Origin of the sequence: Psychrobacter sp. TWP2-1-2, assembly GCF_049896785.1 — a bacterium.
Lineage (GTDB): Bacteria > Pseudomonadota > Gammaproteobacteria > Pseudomonadales > Moraxellaceae > Psychrobacter.
In genome coordinates this window covers 21872-39452 of the sequence record NZ_JAFCVA010000014.1, presented here as the reverse complement: position 1 = coordinate 39452, position 17581 = coordinate 21872, and the positions used below count along the sequence as shown (strand labels likewise).

The 17581-nt window shown below is 44.7% G+C and carries 14 protein-coding genes; 7 read left to right on the top strand and 7 right to left on the bottom strand.

The features are described 5' to 3' along the window. Positions 1-21: 21 nt before the first annotated feature. Positions 22-2709, bottom strand: a complete 2688-nt coding sequence (gene leuS, locus ACP7AE_RS11875) for a leucine--tRNA ligase (RefSeq protein ID WP_426243273.1) — start codon at positions 2707-2709, stop codon at positions 22-24. A 143-nt stretch (positions 2710-2852) separates the two neighbouring features. On the opposite strand from leuS, the gene ACP7AE_RS11870 reads away from it, so the two are divergent. Together ACP7AE_RS11870 and ACP7AE_RS11865 are read left to right on the top strand one after the other, a co-directional pair. Then, positions 2853-3464 (top strand): hypothetical protein, encoded by a 612-nt coding sequence (locus ACP7AE_RS11870; protein WP_426243271.1) that lies wholly within the window; start codon positions 2853-2855, stop codon positions 3462-3464. Positions 3465-3502: 38 nt separating this feature from the next. Then, entirely contained in the window at positions 3503-3874 is a 372-nt protein-coding gene (locus ACP7AE_RS11865; RefSeq protein WP_426243269.1) for a Spx/MgsR family RNA polymerase-binding regulatory protein, read from the top strand. Positions 3875-3905: 31 nt separating this feature from the next. Here ACP7AE_RS11865 and ACP7AE_RS11860 read toward each other — a convergent pair whose 3' ends face one another. From ACP7AE_RS11860 to ACP7AE_RS11835, 6 genes are all read right to left on the bottom strand, one after another. Beyond that, a complete protein-coding gene (locus ACP7AE_RS11860; RefSeq protein WP_426243267.1) occupies positions 3906-4139 on the bottom strand; it encodes a hypothetical protein in 234 nt (77 codons plus the stop codon). A 12-nt stretch (positions 4140-4151) separates the two neighbouring features. Next, positions 4152-5066 (bottom strand): acetylglutamate kinase, encoded by a 915-nt coding sequence (gene argB, locus ACP7AE_RS11855; protein ID WP_055124537.1) that lies wholly within the window; start codon positions 5064-5066, stop codon positions 4152-4154. An 82-nt stretch (positions 5067-5148) separates the two neighbouring features. Next, complete coding sequence (locus ACP7AE_RS11850; protein WP_426243265.1) at positions 5149-6927, bottom strand: phosphomannomutase/phosphoglucomutase; 1779 nt, start codon at positions 6925-6927, stop codon at positions 5149-5151. A 90-nt stretch (positions 6928-7017) separates the two neighbouring features. After that, a complete protein-coding gene (gene dut, locus ACP7AE_RS11845; protein ID WP_045444733.1) occupies positions 7018-7482 on the bottom strand; it encodes a dUTP diphosphatase in 465 nt (154 codons plus the stop codon). A 110-nt stretch (positions 7483-7592) separates the two neighbouring features. Beyond that, positions 7593-8996, bottom strand: coding sequence for a magnesium transporter (gene mgtE, locus ACP7AE_RS11840; protein ID WP_083475673.1), 1404 nt, complete (start codon positions 8994-8996; stop codon positions 7593-7595). Positions 8997-9108: 112 nt separating this feature from the next. Further along, a complete protein-coding gene (locus ACP7AE_RS11835; RefSeq protein ID WP_201539519.1) occupies positions 9109-11142 on the bottom strand; it encodes a UvrD-helicase domain-containing protein in 2034 nt (677 codons plus the stop codon). Between the two features lie 901 nt (positions 11143-12043). Between ACP7AE_RS11835 and ndhC the strand changes: the two genes are divergently transcribed. The 5 genes from ndhC to nuoF all read left to right on the top strand — a co-directional run bounded on the left by ndhC (position 12044) and on the right by nuoF (position 17581). Continuing rightward, positions 12044-12667 carry an NADH-quinone oxidoreductase subunit A gene (ndhC, locus tag ACP7AE_RS11830; protein WP_055124534.1) on the top strand — a complete coding sequence of 208 codons (624 nt, stop codon included), beginning with the start codon at positions 12044-12046 and terminating at the stop codon, positions 12665-12667. A 120-nt stretch (positions 12668-12787) separates the two neighbouring features. Then, positions 12788-13456 (top strand): NuoB/complex I 20 kDa subunit family protein, encoded by a 669-nt coding sequence (locus ACP7AE_RS11825; RefSeq protein ID WP_404642164.1) that lies wholly within the window; start codon positions 12788-12790, stop codon positions 13454-13456. A gap of 246 nt (positions 13457-13702) precedes the next feature. Beyond that, positions 13703-15478, top strand: a complete 1776-nt coding sequence (gene nuoC / locus ACP7AE_RS11820; protein WP_201539521.1) for an NADH-quinone oxidoreductase subunit C/D — start codon at positions 13703-13705, stop codon at positions 15476-15478. 172 nt (positions 15479-15650) lie between these two features. Next, a complete protein-coding gene (nuoE, locus tag ACP7AE_RS11815; protein ID WP_109592522.1) occupies positions 15651-16160 on the top strand; it encodes an NADH-quinone oxidoreductase subunit NuoE in 510 nt (169 codons plus the stop codon). Beyond that, on the top strand, positions 16157-17581 hold the full coding sequence (nuoF, locus tag ACP7AE_RS11810; protein WP_426243261.1) for an NADH-quinone oxidoreductase subunit NuoF: 1425 nt from the start codon (positions 16157-16159) through the stop codon (positions 17579-17581). The genes nuoE and nuoF overlap by 4 nt, the downstream gene beginning before the upstream one ends.

Below are 17581 nucleotides of genomic sequence, written 5' to 3'. Positions count from 1 at the left end.
AAAGTACTGAGCCTAAAAAATCTAGCCTACCACCACGATGTTTACCAGCTTATTAGGGACGACGATTTCTTTTTTGATGTCGCCAGTCAAGAATTTTGCCACACTTTCCATTGAACGTGCTTGTGCTTTTAGCTGTTCTGGATCGCTATTTGGGGCTACATCCATTTTACCGCGCATTTTACCATTGACCTGTACTACCATCGTGATCATATCTTGTACCAGAGCGCTTTTATCAACTTCTGGATAATTCAAGGTAATGGTATCTAAACCCAATTGCTCAAGTAAATGTTCACCAATGTGCGGCGCATATACGGATAGCATAATCAGCAGATCCGTCAATGCCTCATGCTGTACCTGTAGGTCTTGCTTGCTATTGGCCTTAAAGCCAGTCAGCTCGTTGGCAAGCTCCATCAAACTTGATACAGGCGTGTTCAATGCCAAACGATCACCCAAATCACTATCAATTTTAGCAATGGTTTCATGAGTTTTACGGCGTAAGTTTTTGGCTTCTTTTCTTAAGCCATCAGTGCTCAAAGCTTCATTGTTCAGCGTCTCGACGCTTAAGTTCGCGGCAGTAAGCGCTTGCATGTGTTCAGCAGCAATACGCCATACTTTTTTGACGAAGTTATAAGGGCCTTTGAGCGCATCATCTGACCATTCTAGCGTTTGATCCGCAGGTGCGGTGAAGAGCGTATAGAGACGAACGGTATCAGCGCCGTATTTATCGATGGTAATTTGCGGATCGACACCGTTATTTTTTGACTTAGACATTTTTTCGATTTTGCCAATGGTCACAGGCTGCCCATCAGATTTTAAGATGGCTTTAATCGGCTGACCTCGTTCGTCATAGTCGATATCAATGTCTTCTGCAAAATAGTAAGTGGTACTGCCATCCGCATTTAGGCGATAGAATGTCCCTGCCAATACCATGCCTTGCGTCATCAAATTAGCAAACGGCTCATTTCCTGACACCAAGTCTTCATCACGCATCAGTTTATGGAAGAAGCGTGCATAAAGTAGATGCATTACCGCGTGCTCAACACCGCCGATGTATTGATCGACAGGCAGCCACTTATTGGCGGCAGATTTATTGACCATGCTTTGCGCATCATTTGGGCTTGCAAAGCGTGCATAGTACCAGCTTGATTCCACAAAGGTATCAAAGGTATCAGTCTCGCGCTCAGCAGGATTACCGCATTTAGGACATGTCGTATTGACAAACTCTGGAATGTTTTTTAATGGATTTCCACGGCCATCAGGAACGACATCAGTCGGTAAGACAACGGGCAAATCTTGCTCTTCGACAGGTACGGTACCGCAATGCTCACAGTTTACCATTGGGATAGGACAGCCCCAATAACGCTGGCGAGAAACCCCCCAATCACGGAGACGGTATTGGATTTTTTTCTTAGCAAGCTCTTGTGGTTCTAGTTTGGTCAGCATCGCTTCAAATGCTTGCTCAAAGTCTAGCCCGTCAAATTCGCCTGAATTGACCAAAGTATTGCGTTCGGTATAAGCGCGATTAATCTCAGTATCGTTCGCCTTTGCATCTGCTTCTAACGTATCGAAATAGCCGACAGGGATATCGATGACTTGTTTGATGGGTAAGCTGTATTTAATCGCAAACTCATAATCACGCTCATCATGAGCAGGGACAGCCATCACCGCGCCTGAGCCGTAGCTCATGAGTACATAGTTGGCAACCCATACTGGCACTTCTTCGCCAGTGAGTGGGTGCGTGACCGTAAGACCAGTAGCCATACCGATTTTTTCAGCTTTAGCTAGGTCTGCTTCTGCAACTGAGCCTTTTTTGCAAAGCGCACAGAATTGCGCAATCGCTTCATCATGCTCAGCCGCATACTGCGCTAGCGGATGTTCGGCGGCGACCGCCACATAAGTCACACCCATCAAAGTATCAGGGCGAGTAGTAAACACATCTAAGGTATTGGTCTCGCCAGCAAGCTCATAAGGGAAGTGTACTTCCATGCCTGCGCTACGACCAATCCAGTTGCGCTGCATGGTCAATACTTCTGATGGCCAGTGACCTTCTAACTGATCCAAATCATCGAGCAATTCGTCAGCATAATCGGTGATATTGAAGTAATACATCGGAATGTCGCGCTTTTCGACCGCAGCGCCACTACGCCAGCCTTTACCATCGATGACTTGCTCGTTGGCTAAGACGGTATTATCAACAGGATCCCAGTTGACGGTCGACAGTTTTTTGTAGACCAAGCCTTTTTTGTATAACTGTAAAAACAACCACTGTTCCCACTGATAATACTCAGGGCTGCAAGTGGCAAATTCACGTGACCAGTCAATCGATAAACCGAGTAATTTAAGCTGCGCGCGCATGCTGTCAATATTGGCAAACGTCCATTGGGCAGGTGGAGTTTGGTTGGCAATCGCCGCGTTTTCTGCTGGCAAGCCAAAGCCATCCCAGCCCATAGGCTGCATGACTTCATAGCCCTTGAGGCGATAATAACGGCTCAGTACATCAGAAATCGTATAGTTACGCACGTGACCCATATGCAGCTTACCGCTTGGGTAAGGGAACATCGACAGCATATAGCGACTTGGCTTATCGCTTGGCTCATTGCTCACTTCAAAGCGCTTGTCAGTTGCCCATTTGGCTTGCTGCGCCGCTTCTATCGCTTGTGGGTTATAATGATTGTTTTCAGCTTGGTCAGATGTCACAGTATTGCTCATAGTTGGCTCGAGATTGAATATTTTGATAAGAAATTAGATACGCTAGAATAGCGCAAATCGGCAAAAAATGCGATGGGGCAGCGCAATAATAGAGCAGTATTAAATACTATATAAACACTTATGGACTTACAGTAAGGCTAGGCATGCAAAAACTAAAAAAAGGGCAAGTATTCACATATCCTATTGATTTGTATTTATCAAACAAACACATATTATTAATTTTGGCTTTGGGGTTGTTGATTTTTCCGCTGTATTATTACGGCGTACCTATAATGCAAGAGGAGGGCGGTTGGGTTGCCGTCATAATCTTGTTGTTACTTATAATACTTATCGTTTTAGGAATAATAGTGTCATTACTGGCTTTACTTAGCGGTAAACCTGCCTTACAGATCAGTACGAATGGACTAACTATTTTGCAAGTTCTACGCAAGTCAAAACAAAAATCTGTGTTGTGGCGTGATGTTGAGTATATAGATATAAGTTATCAGGTTTATGGTAGAACAGAGACTTGGGCATTGGTTATTCAACCAAAACAAGGTAAGGTCATACAGTATCCGTTAAAAACTATGAGGTACAAAGATACGCTACTCAATGAGATGGAGATTTATCATATTGTTAAACTCGCTTTTGAAGGAAAGCCTGCCATACATTATCAGTCGATTGAAATGGAAAGAATAAAGCTGATTACTAAAAAAACCAAATGGCTATTATTAATTATTTTTATACTGTTATCGCTCGTTTATTTTTTTCAGTAAATAAGCATTTAATTTATATTTGACGTTGAGGAGTCTCTATGACCATCACTATTTACGGTATCAAATCTTGTAGCACCATGAAAAAAGCCTTTGCTAAGCTTGATGATCTAGGCGTTAGCTATGAATTTCATGATTATAAAAAACAAGGTATCGATAAAGATAGCGTTCAGCGTTGGGTAGCTAAATTAGGCATCGATAAGGTGCTCAATAAGCGCGGTACGACATGGCGCAAACTAGACGACAGTCAAAAGCAAGCGGCGGATAGCGATGTGGATAAAGCTATTGATTTGCTCGTAGAAAATACTAGTATGATCAAACGTCCGATAGTTGAAGGTGAGCGGTTAGATAAAAATAAGCCATTATTATTATGCGGTTATGATGAAGCTGAGTTTGATAAAGTTTTTTCGTAAAAGAATACGGCTACCATCAATAAAGCCCGAGCTAAGAACCTCTTAGCTCGGGCTTTATAACACCTAAAATAAACCAAATCACACTAAAGCCCCAAATAATAAGCACATACAGGCGAATTTGTTCGGCATTCCAATCTAGTGCAAACCACTCAATGAGGAAAAATGACTTCCACCCTTCTATCCATTTTGCGCCACCATAGCCAATAATCCACCAGCAATACAGGCTTTCTAAGATAAAAAGTAGACACCAAAGCCACAATGCCATGATTTACTCCTGCTACTCGGCCAATGATGAGCCTAAATCACGACTGATTAATGTACCAACCCCTTCATTGGTAAAAATCTCTAACAGCGTGGCATGAGGCACGCGACCATCGACGATCACCGCGCTTTTTACACCGCTACGTACCGCATCAAGTGCACATTGGATTTTGGGAATCATGCCGCCTGAGATAGTGCCGTCTTCAATGAGGCTGTCGACTTTCTTTGGCGTGAGTCCAGTCACGACTTCGCCGTCACGACCCAGCACACCTTTGATGTTGGTCAATAGCATTAATTTCTCAGCTTGCAAGAATTCCGCTACTTTACCTGCAACCAAGTCGGCATTGATATTGTACGTATTGCCTTCGCTATCGACCCCAAGCGGCGCGATGACGGGAATAAAGTCAGAGGCAATGAGCATGTTAATCACGTCTTTATTGACACTGACCACATCACCGACAAACCCTAAATCTACGGGCACAGCAATCCCATCTGCGCCAATTTTTTCCATCATCAGTTTTTTGGCTAGGATTAAATTGGCATCTTTACCCGTCAAACCGATAGCGCGGCCACCGTGCTTGTTGATTAAGCTAACAATAGATTTGTTGACGCTACCACCCAAAACCATCTCGACGATATCCATGGTGCTTTTATCGGTGACGCGCATCCCATCGATACGGTCTGACTGACGCCCCAACTCTTTTAATAAGTTATCCACTTGTGGGCCACCGCCATGCACGACCACGGGATGAATGCCAACGGTTTTTAACAAGACGATGTCGCGGGCAAATGAGCTCTCAAGCGCAGGATCCGTCATCGCATTGCCACCGTATTTGACCACGATAAGCTTATCGACAAAGCGCTGGATATAAGGCAGCGCCGTGGTCAATACTTCAGCAGTGTTTTTGGCATCATCTAAATTAAGCGTCATTATAAACTCCTAAGTTATGGTATTAAAAAGTCATATTTTTATTTGACAGCAACTACTTTGACGGTAACTATTTTGATCAAAACTATTCGGCAGGAATAGCGACAATTTGTTCCGCCAGTTTTTTATCAAATGGGCGACATAAAGCGGCAAATTTTGCTTGGATGTCACGTAAGTCTTCTATGCTATCACCAGCAAAGCGTGCGGTAAGATTGTGACTGGTGTTTGATTGGCGGAGCACCCCAAAACCATGGGCGAAATCCAAACGCACGCCATCAATACAGCTCAGCTTCGTCCCCACTGGAAATAAGCATTTGGCTTGCTTGGACGTCATATATTGCCGACTCATCGAACAACGGCAAAGCGATGGCTGGCTAGTAGCTATCCAATGATCACCAGAATCTTCTGCCATGGTCGCTTCCACGAGCTGGCGTAAATACTGACAAAATTTTGTCAGCTGTACGACGAGAGCATCGTCTTTTTTAAGGGTTTTAGGCATCGGCAAATAATGATCTGCTGTACTGACCATAGCAGGCAATTGCTCTGTAATATCAGTCAGAGATTTTTTACCGTGAGCATCGTAAGCTGTTAGCCAATGCAGCAATCGCAAGACCGCGTACATGGCATCATCATAGATAATAAAGCGGCTATCGTTAAATATGAAATGCCCTGACAATTCACCCGCAAAGACAATTTGACCAGCAGAATGCTGCATCTGTCGGCGCATAAAGCTGCTGCCCGTTTTACTGAGCACAGGTGTTGCGCCAAGCTCAGACAAGAGTTTCGGTAGATGATGGGAGCATTTAATATCAAAAAGGATTTGAGAGGGCAGTTGTGAATGGACTGGGCTTTTATAACACAGCGTTTCAGGGTGTTCGGTCAGCGCCACTTGCGCTAATAAATATAGCAAGTGATCGGGCGTGACAACTTTACCGCTATTATCGACGATCATTAAGCGGTCGCCATCGCCATCAAAAGCGATACCTATATCTGCTTGATGTTGACGCACACTTCGCTGTAATTGTTTGAGACGGTGTGGTTCAGTGGGATCAGGATTGCCAGAGGGAAAACTGCCATCTGCGGTGTCATTAATCATGATGACCTGCTGGCAAAAATGCTCAAATAAACGCTGGGCGATATTACTGGTCGCCCCATGCATGCAGTCTATGACAACCACCACATCAAGGGTGTCAGGTGGTTGTTGGTTATCTTTGAGAAGTGGTTTATTACAGGGATGGATTTGCTTAAAAACTTGAGCGATAGCCTCAATATAAGTCATCGCGACTTGTGCATCAGATAAATTGAAAGGTTGATTACAAATAGATTTAGCAGTTGTATTTGTCAGCGTATTTTGAGCATCGACCTGTGTTTGAGCGTGATTGAGGTGGCAGGCATAGTTAGTTCGCGTTTTTTGCCAAAGCAACTGAATCTCTGCATGGCTCGGAGATTGATGGTTAACCAACCATTTGATACCTAAAATGTCTTTAGCAGAATGACTGGCGGTGACGATAATGCCATGACCAGAATGTTGCTCTGCCCAAAAAACCATCATGGGGGTAGTAATTAACCCCAGCTGGATAACCTGTAGGCCATATTCAGTCAGTATATTAGCCAATCTCTGAGCGATAATATCACTACCGAGACGCACATCATAACCAAGCACAATGACGGTTCTTTTAAGGTCGATACTTGGTTTTGGTAAGCAGGCTTTGGCAGGAGCTGCGGTTGAGTTGCAATCTGCGACACTGTAAAGCTGAGCAAATGCCTTGCCTAATGCTTGGATAAAATCCGTCGTAAAATGCTGGCGTGAACCACGAATATCATAAGCACGAAATAAGCATTGCTGCGCAGCAAAAGACGGCATCGCTTACTCTCCTTATGGCGTGATTCACGTGATGGTGATTTTGTGATGACTAAAGTACAATTAAAATGGCAAATCAGTAATGATAACTAATTACTGGCGGCCTGAATGTCCAAAGCCGCCTGCACCGCGTGCACTGGTATCACTAAACTCTGACACCACTTCAAACTCAGGGCGGGCAACGGGTACGACGACATATTGTGCCATACGTTCCGCAGGATTCAACACAAAGTCTTCATTACTACGATTCCAAATACTGACCATCAGCTCACCTTGATAATCGGCATCAATCAAGCCAACCAAATTACCCAAGACGATACCGTGCTTATGACCAAGACCTGAGCGCGGTAAAATCATCCCTGCAAAGTTAGGATCTTGGATATAAACCGCCAAACCAGTACCAATTAAATGCGTGGCACCTGCTTTAATCGTCAATGGCTCATCAATACAAGCGCGCAAGTCGATACCAGCGCTGCCATCAGTGGCGCGTGTCGGTAACGAGAACGCTTTATCTTCAGTAATTTTAGGGTTTAATACTTTAACTTGTACAGCTTGCATAACGCACTCACTTAACGGTTGGATAGTTTCTAAATCATATTGTTTCTAAATAAGATAATTTCTAAACTATATGATTTCTAAATAATATTGTTTGAACGTTGGCTATGTGATTATAGTATCAACACACTCGCCAAACCTAAGAATGACATAAAGCCGACGATATCCGTCACGGTGGTTAAAATAACCGAGGCGGATAGGGCAGGGTCAATATTCATGCGTTTTAGGAGCAGTGGAATACTAATGCCCGAAACGTTAGCAGCAGTCATATTAATGGCAATGGCAAAACCAATGACGGCGCTGATTTTAATGTCATGAAACCATAGTTGGGCAATAATCGCCATGATTATCGCCCATATGATACCGTTTATCGCGCCAACCCACAGCTCTTTATTTAATAACCATAAACGGTTAGAACCACCGATTTGACCCATCGCCATACCACGAATAACCACTGTCAGAGTTTGTGACCCAGCAATACCGCCCATACTCGCGACCACAGGCATGAGTATCGCCAGCGCCACCACTTTTGCCAGTACCGCCTCGAACTGACCAATCACAGCGGCAGCCAATAAGGCGGTACACAAGTTAATGCCTAACCAAATACTGCGGCTTTTGGCACTGGTTAAAATAGGCGCAAACAGCTCTTCATCTTGGCTGACACCCGCGAGGTTTTTCATGGTGCTATCGACATCATCTTGGATAATTTCCATGATGTCCTCGCCATTTAACTGACCGACCAACTCACCATGGCTATTAATAACGGGGGCAAAACGAATGTCCTCTGAGCGGAAAATCGCTGCGGCATCTTGGATGTCTAAGCGATCATTAATGGTGATGGCGTTATCAATCAATTCTGAGACTAAGGTAGTTTGATCATGTTTAATCAAATCGACCAGACTGAGCAGCCCAAGTAATTGTTGGCTTTGATCAACGACCAGCAGCTCTTGGCTTTCATCATCGAGCAAATCGTCATTTTCTCGTAGCCAATTCTGTACTTCTGCAAGGGTGATATCATCCCTGATCTGAATGAGGTCAGGATCCATATAACGACCGACTTCCCAGTCAGCATAGGTATCGAGCTTATTGACCTGTACTCGGATGTCTTCATCCAAGGTTGCCATCACCGAGGTACGCACACTTTCGGTGACGGTGTCTAAAATCTCAGAGATGTCTTGCGCATCAAGGTCTTGGGTAAATAAGGAAATGTCTTTCGATGAAACGTTTTCTAACAGCGGCTGGCGTGTATCAAACTCTAACTCGGCAAGTACTTCGCCTTTGATATTTTCTGGTACTTGTGCCCAAATCAATAAGCGATTTTGGCTAGGGAACGATTCTAATAGGCTCGCAATCTCATATTTGGACTGCTTTTCTAAAAACTCAGTAATCGCCTCGTATGCCTTGTCAGCAACCAAACTTTGCAGGTATAGAAGCTTATATTCGCCGCTATACTCTGCCGGATTATAATCTCCCTGTAGCGTAGATGGTCGTTCCTGATCAGGCATAGGGGTAGGCATAAAGGTTCCAAAGTTTTTAGAAAGTATAAATAATAACAAGCACTAAAATGTCGAATAAGTGCTAATTTCTCATGTCGCTAACTGGTGATGCTCTCAAGCGCTAAGCCTAACGCTAACGATTACCCAATAAAGCGCGAATATTAGCCAAGTATTCATCAGCAACGGCTTCTGGATCTTTAGTCGCTTTTTTCTTTTTCGCCTTGGCTGGCCAGTCAATATGCTCTTCTGGTAACTCATCTAAGAAGCGCGATTCAGAAGTGACACGCATCTGTCCGCCCGCACGGCGCTGAGTCGCTAACGTCAATGTCAGCTCTCGACGCGCACGAGTAATGCCGACATACATCAAGCGCCGTTCTTCTTCGACCGTCTCGCTTAGGATAGAATTGCGGTGCGGTAGCATTTCTTCCTCAAGCCCCATGATATACACAAAATCAAATTCCAAACCTTTTGCTGCATGCAAGGTCATCAAGTTAACCTTGTTGGTGTTTTCTTCTTCTTGCTGTTGCTCGAGCATATCCAGCAACACCAGCTTACGAATGATGGTATCAATGGTGCGATCTTCGTCTTCTTCGGCGCGATTAATCAGTGATTGAATACTAGTGTAGAGCATATCAATATTATCGATACGGTTTTTTTCTTGTTGCGGGGTTTTGGCGTCGCTACGCACAAAGTCGATATAACCCGTTTCATCAATCATTTGGCGGACGATAGGCACAGGGTCAGGATGCTGATCGAGCTCACGCGTATAATGTTCAATAAACTCACCGAACTCCTTTATCGTACCATAAGCCTTCGATGGCAAAACATGCGCGAGCCCTGCATGCGTACAAGAAGCGAGTAGCGAGATGCTATGCTCTTGTGAAAATAAGCCTAACTTCTCTAGCGTTGCTGGCCCCATTCCACGCTTAGGCGTATTGATAATACGTAAAAACGCACTGTCGTCTTCAGGGTTAAGAATCAAACGCAGATAGCCCATGATGTCTTTAATTTCACTACGTGCAAAGAACGACTGACCACCCGACAACTTATAAGGCACTTGCAGTTGACGCAACTGCGCCTCTAGCATGCGTGCCTGAAAGTTACTGCGATAAAGAACGGCATATTGCTCCCACTCATTACCGAAACGCAGTTTATGAGTGACAATCTCTTTTGCCACACGCTCAGACTCATCATCATCATTACGACAGTTAATAATGCGAATTTTTTCACCTTGACCTTTATCTGACCAGAGTTTCTTCTCAAATAAATGCTCGTTATTGGTAATAACGGCATTGGCAGAGGTCAAAATACGCGTGGTCGAGCGATAGTTTTGCTCAAGCATGACGATTTTGAGTTTTGGGAAATCTTCTTTGAGTAGCGCCATGTTTTCCGGTTTTGCACCGCGCCACGCATAGATAGATTGATCGTCATCGCCCACGACGGTAAAACGCCCTTGCGGTCCGACTAAGTATTTAATCATCTCATACTGGGCGGTGTTGGTATCTTGATATTCATCGACCAATAAATAGCGTATACGGTTTTGCCATTTATCACGCAGCTCTCTGTTTTCACGTAATATCTTGGTCGGCAGGACAATCAAATCATCGAAATCAACGGCGTTATAAGCACGCAAATTGCGCTCATATAAGGCATAGAGGTTGGCGAAGATCATGTCTTCTGGATCGTCTAAGGTTTCCATCGCCTTATCCGGCTCAATCAGATCGTTTTTCCAGTCAGAAATCATTTTAATGGCTTTACCGACCAATTCACGACTTTCAGCGCCGCTTAAATTGTCACGCATCATCAGCTCCATCAGCAAACGCTTACTGTCGTCGCTGTCCATGATGGAGAAGTTACCTTTGAGCGGGGTATGAATCAGCTCATAACGCAAAAACTGTAGCCCAAATTGGTGAAAGGTAGACACCGTTAGCCCGCGAGTTTTTTCACTCGGCAGCAATTTACTGACACGGGCTTTCATCTCGCGCGCCGCTTTATTGGTAAAGGTCACCGCGGTGATACGCTCGGCTGGCATGTTGCATTCTTCGATTAGATACGCAATCTTGCGGGTAATCACCGATGTCTTACCGGAGCCGGCACCTGCTAGCACAAGCAATGGACCGGATACGTAAAGCATCGCTTCTTGTTGTTTGGGATTAAGTTGACTCATAAGGTGACCTGTAAGACAAAAGCAAAAAGAAAGCAAAAAAGGCGAGTGTTGATATCAAGCGTTGCTCAGTGAGATAAAAACGGCACGTATGAGGCAGATCGATAGCGCAAGATGGCAACATAGCATTATAGTTTGTTGCGTCATCTCGATATCAAAACATGGCGTCGATAAGGTTAATCAACCTATCCGCTAATCACGCTCATGACCGTTAATATTTTGTGACAATTAATCGAGAGCGCCATCGTTAAAACAGCCGCTGATACTACCATGCAATTAGGCGGGTTATTATAAAGCAAAAACCGTCACATTGGGGAGGAGTTCAAGGATCGGCACCCAGTAAAAAAGCGTTAATTTTTCGTGACTTATACTATATATACTAGCGTCCACTCAAAAATGTGGATTTAGGCTTAATATAAGGTAACGTCTATATCATAATTCATGGTAAAAAAAACATGTTTCTTTCACCTATAAAGTGACCGTTCAATACAGTTAAAAACTAGCTTTTAGGCACTGATATGCGTATAGTACGTAAATAATTTATGCCAGTTGTCTCGTCATTGTTGACCACGTGTAATGAGCTATTAAATCAATTAAATAAACTATCGAATATGATATTGATTTAATACGTTGATCTTACGTTGTTAGAAGATGCGTTAGGCGACCAGCCTTTCTCCGTTATATATCGGAGTATCTATAGTTGGTCATGTCTGACATCGTCGTCAATAAGCTTGATAATTGGTTATTACCAGCACAGTATCTATATGAGCCATTGAGTTATTAAGACCCAATGGCAGTTACTTTGTGTTTTCGTCTGCGTTATGCCAGTCGCTATTACCACTCTATAGTTTGTGAGTATGCGCGCTGCGCTTGACACTCGATTGGGTGAGGAGCACGTATTATCATGTCTGCTTTTAATTGGTCAGCCATTGCTTTTATCTTAGCCGCCATTGGGCTAGTGGTCTTTATGCTGGTTGTGCCGCGTTTGCTTGGCGGTCGCTCTCAGGGCTCACAAAAAGAAGAAGTATTTGAAGCGGGTGTTGTCGGAGCTGGCAACGCCCGTATTCGTTTGTCTGCCAAATTCTATTTGGTGGCAATCTTCTTCGTTATCTTTGATTTAGAAGCGCTATATTTGTACGCTTATGCCGTTTCAGTACGTGAAGCAGGCTGGCTGGGCTTCGCTGCTGCCGCGATATTCATTACCATCTTGATTATAGGCTTGGTATACGAGCTCAGTCTGGGTGCGATGAATTGGGCACCATCGGACAAGCGCCGCAAGCAACCACGTCTATATGCAGCTCCGGCAGGTTTTAATTTGGCAGATATTACGCAGTTTGATGGCGTCGATGAGCTGATGGTCGATCCAACTGGCAAGATACCAGCCCAGTCTTCAGGGCAGATTAACGTCTCGAACAATATCGAGACTAATCGCCGTCACTTGCAAAATATCGATCATATTAATACTACTGGTAATGTGACTTCCATGGATTTTGCCACATCTGCGCAACAAGACAAAGTCAAACGCTAATCGCTTTTGACGGTCTTGTGGCACGTTACTGCAAAATGGTCGCTTATTAATAATAGAAGTTAAGGGGATAGCGGAAGCAAGATGATTGCTGCGCTTCGCCTAATATAAAGGTTGTATGTTATGAAATACACATTAACAAAAGCCAACCCTGATGCAGATATCTATCCTGCACAGACCAGTCAAACGGTCAATGACCCAATCGAAGACGAAGTGAATAAAAACGTCTTTATGGGTCGTCTCGAAGACCTCGTCCATTCAACAGCAAACTGGGGGCGCAAGCACTCACTTTGGCCATTTAACTTTGGTACCTCTTGCTGTTATGTCGAATATGCCACCACCCTAACTGCCGTTCATGATTTGTCACGTTTTGGTGCCGAAGTTATCCGCGCGTCGCCCCGTCAGGCGGATGTGATGATCGTCGCTGGTACTTGTTTTGTCAAAATGGCACCGGTTATTCAGCGCCTTTATGAGCAAATGCTTGAGCCAAAATGGGTTATCTCGATGGGTGCCTGTGCCAATTCGGGCGGTATGTATGATATCTATTCGGTCGTGCAAGGCGTGGATAAAATTATTCCTGTTGATGTCTATGTGCCCGGTTGTCCGCCGCGTCCAGAAGCGTTGATCCAAGGCTTAATGTTGCTGCAAGAGTCGATTACTAAAGAGCGTCGCCCGCTAGGTATTCATGTCAATGATCAGGGTATCTATCAGCCACAAATGACGCCTGAGCGTGACCGTAAGCAAGCAGATCGTATCGCTGTGAAAAACTTGCGTAGCCCAGACAGTATTTAATCAGCGAGCCTGTAGCCAAACTGCATTTGATAAATAGCATATTAGGCATAAATTATTTGGTTATATCATGTTTTAGTTTGGCTCAATCATACACAATCCGTAAAAGTGCTCAGTACGCATATATTCATCGTAGTTCGCTTATGTTTAGCGTAGTTCAGTTATGATTAACATGGTTCAGTTATGATTAACATAGCTCGGTTAGGCTCAACATAGCTCAATGATGATTAATGAAGGAATACATCATTCATGGTCACGGTAGTTGAAAACATAGATCCTAATATTAAGCCTATTCCAGCGGTTATCACCGAGCTGGAGCAGAAGTATGCCGGTAAGTTTGTCGTGCAGCACACTGTGGATGAGATTCCAACGGTTTGGGTGGCACGTGCTGATTTGCTCGACGTTCTTTTATTCTTGCGTAAATTACCCCAGCCATACGTCATGCTATTTGACTTGTCAGCGATAGATGAGCGTCTGCGTCAGCATCGCCAAGGGTTGCCTGACAGTGACTTTACAGTGTTTTATCACCTAATGTCGCTTGAGCGTAATAGTGATGTGCGTATTAAAGTCGCGCTGAGTGAAGACGATGTCAATGTACCGAGCGCTACGCAGATTTGGCCAAATGCCAACTGGTACGAGCGTGAAGTGTGGGACATGTTCGGTATTGTCTTTACCGGTCATCCGCATTTGACCCGTATTCTATTACCAAAATACTGGGAAGGTCATCCACTGCGTAAAGAGTATCATGCTCGTGCGACTGAGTTTACTCCATATTTCTTGAATACCGCCAAGCAGCAGTACGAGCAAGAAAACTTGCGTTTTGTCCCAGAAGAATGGGGCATGAAACGCTCAGGTCGTGATGAAGACTTTATGTTCTTGAACATCGGTCCTAACCATCCCTCTGCTCACGGTGCTTTTAGACTTGTGCTACAGCTCGATGGTGAAGAAGTCGTCGATTGTATCCCTGATATCGGTTATCACCATCGCGGTGCAGAAAAAATGGCTGAGCGTCAAACTTGGCACTCATTTATTCCTTATACCGACCGTATCGATTATCTCGGCGGTGTGATGAATGAGCTGCCGTACATCATGTCGGTCGAAAAGCTGGCTGGGATTACGATTCCACCGCGCGCTGAGACTATCCGCGTGATGATGAGTGAGTTTTTCCGTATTACCAATAACTTGCTATTCGTTGGTACGTTCATTCAGGATGCGGGTGGCATGACCCCTGTATTCTATATGTTTACCGATCGCCAAAAAGCTTATGACGTCATCGAAGCCGTGACTGGCTATCGTATGCATCCTGCTTGGTTCCGTATCGGCGGTACGGCTGCTGATCTACCACGTGGCTGGCAGCGTCTGGTTCGCGAATTCTTGGATTGGATGCCAAAACGCTTGGACGAATATGTCAAAGCGGCATTGCAAAATAGCGTGCTCAAAGGCCGCACCCAAGGCGTTGCTCAGTATAATGCTAAGCAAGCATTAGCGTGGGGCGTCACTGGTGCAGGTCTGCGCGCGACAGGCGTTGACTTCGATTTGCGTAAAGCACGTCCATACATGGGCTATGAGAATTACGACTTTGAAGTGCCAGTCGGTTATAACGGTGATGCTTATGATCGCTGTATGGTAAAAGTCGAAGAGATGCGTCAGTCGCTACGTATTATTCGCCAGTGCATGGATAACATGCCACAAGGCCCTTATAAAGCCGATCATCCACTAGCGGTACCACCGCCAAAAGACCGTACCTTAAACGATATTGAAACCTTGATTAATCACTTTATCTCAGTATCTTGGGGTCCTGTGATGCCAGCGGGCGAGTGTACGACGATTGTAGAAGCGACCAAAGGGTTGAACAGCTATTACATCACATCGGATAAGGCGACGATGAGCTATCGTACCCGTATTCGTACGCCGACATTTGCGCATTTGCAGCAGATGCCATCGGTGATTAATGGCTCGCTCGTCTCTGATGCCATTATGTATTTGGCATCGATTGATATTGTAATGGCTGACTGTGATCGCTAATACTTTAGTCTAATGCTTTGATCAGAAAATTATTGTTATTAAAGAAATACGTTTATCAATATATCATTGCCAAATGGCACACCAAAATGCTGATATCTTGCCATATAGCGACACTTATAAGACTGTCGCTATTAGCTGATAAAGCGTGATGAGTGAGGACAGATAGAAGACTATGAAAATTGTTTCCGACAAAATGCCAAAAGTAGATGTGGCAAGCATTCTCACTAGCGAGGAAATTGCGGCTATTCATGAGTTTATGCACCATTACCCACAAGCACGTGCTGCTTCGCTCGATGCGCTAAAGATTGTGCAAAAGCGCAACGGCTGGGTCGATGACGCACAAGTGAATGCCATTGCCAATATTCTAGACATTCCGATGTCAGATATGGACGGGGTTGCTACTTTCTTTAACCGTATTTATCGTCAGCCTGTCGGTCGCCACGTCATCCTTATCTGTGATTCAGTGGCTTGTTTTTTGACAGGCTATGAGGCGTTATCGTCTGAAATCAGATCGCAGCTGGGTATTGAGTATGGTCAGACAACGGCTGATGGTCGTTTTACGCTATTGCCAATTTGCTGCTTAGGTAACTGTGATAAAGGCCCTGCTGTGTTGATTGACGAAGACACGTATGGTCCTGTTCAGCCTGAAGAAGTCACGCAATTATTGGAGCTATACGCATGAGATTAACGCTTTCAGAGCAGATTGCTCAACGTAGTCAAGGCAAAGCGCCAAGCCAGCTCAATGAGCAGCGCATTCCAATTTATGGTGATAAAGCAACAGCGACTAGCGAAACCAAACCGTTAACATGGCGTCTAGCACACCATGATGCCGTACTAGATTTGACCACCTATGAGTCGTTAAAAGGCTTTGATGGCTTAAAGCAAGCTTTGAGTCAATCGCCCAAAGCAGTCGGTGACATGATTAAAGCTGCTAACGTTAGAGGTCGCGGCGGTGCAGGTTTTAATGCTGGTTTGAAATGGACATTTATGTCACCGCCAGATGGTCTACCACGTTATCTCATCTGTAATGCTGATGAAATGGAGCCGGGCACCTTTAAAGATCGCCTATTGATGGAGCGCCTACCGTTTCAGTTAATTGAAGGTATGTTGATTACCGCGCATGCGATTGGTGCAACTGACGGGTATATCTTTATCCGTGGTGAGTACATCTTGGCCGCTGAACGTTTGGTCGCTGCTATCGAAGAATGCTTGGCCAATAATCTAATGGGCAAGAATATTTTAGGCTCAGATTTTAGTTTTAATCTGCATGTGCATACTGGCGCTGGACGTTATATTTGCGGTGAAGAAACCGCATTGATTAATTGCTTAGAAGGTCGCCGTGCTAATCCACGTACCAAACCACCGTTTCCACAAATTTCTGGTGCATGGGGTCGTCCAACCGTCGTCAACAACGTTGAAACCTTGTGTAACATGCCAGCCATCCTAAACCATGGTGTTGAATGGTATCAGTCATTATCTAACATCAAAGGCAAGAGCCAGACACCGGGTACCAAACTGTTTGGCTGCTCAGGTTTAGTCAATGACCCAGGTCTGTGGGAGTTACCGTTTGGTTATACGGCACGCGAAATCATTGAGGATTTAGCGGGTGGTATGCAAGAAGGTAAAACACTGAAAGCTTGGCTACCAGGTGGCGCCTCTACTGACTTTTTAACCACTGAGCATTTAGATGTGGTGGTGGATTTTGACACCATTCAAAAAGCAGGTAGCCGTATGGGTACTGGGCTAATTATGGTCGTGGATGAAACACAAGATATGGTGCCACTCGTTCGTAATCTCGAGATTTTCTTCCAACGCGAATCCTGCGGTTGGTGTACGCCATGCCGTGACGGTCTGCCTTGGGGTGTCAAATTGCTTACTGCTATCAATGATGGTGAAGGGCAAGTCGGCGATGTGGAAAAGCTAGAAGGCCTTACGCGTGACTTATGGATTGGTAAAACTTTCTGTGCACATGCGCCGGGTGCGATGGAACCACTGATGAGTGCGATTAAATATTTCCGTCCAGAGTTTGATCAAAAAATCGCGCAGGCGGTTGGTGTCGATGTCATTGATGCGGCAGCCAATCAACAGCCAGAAGTGAAATAA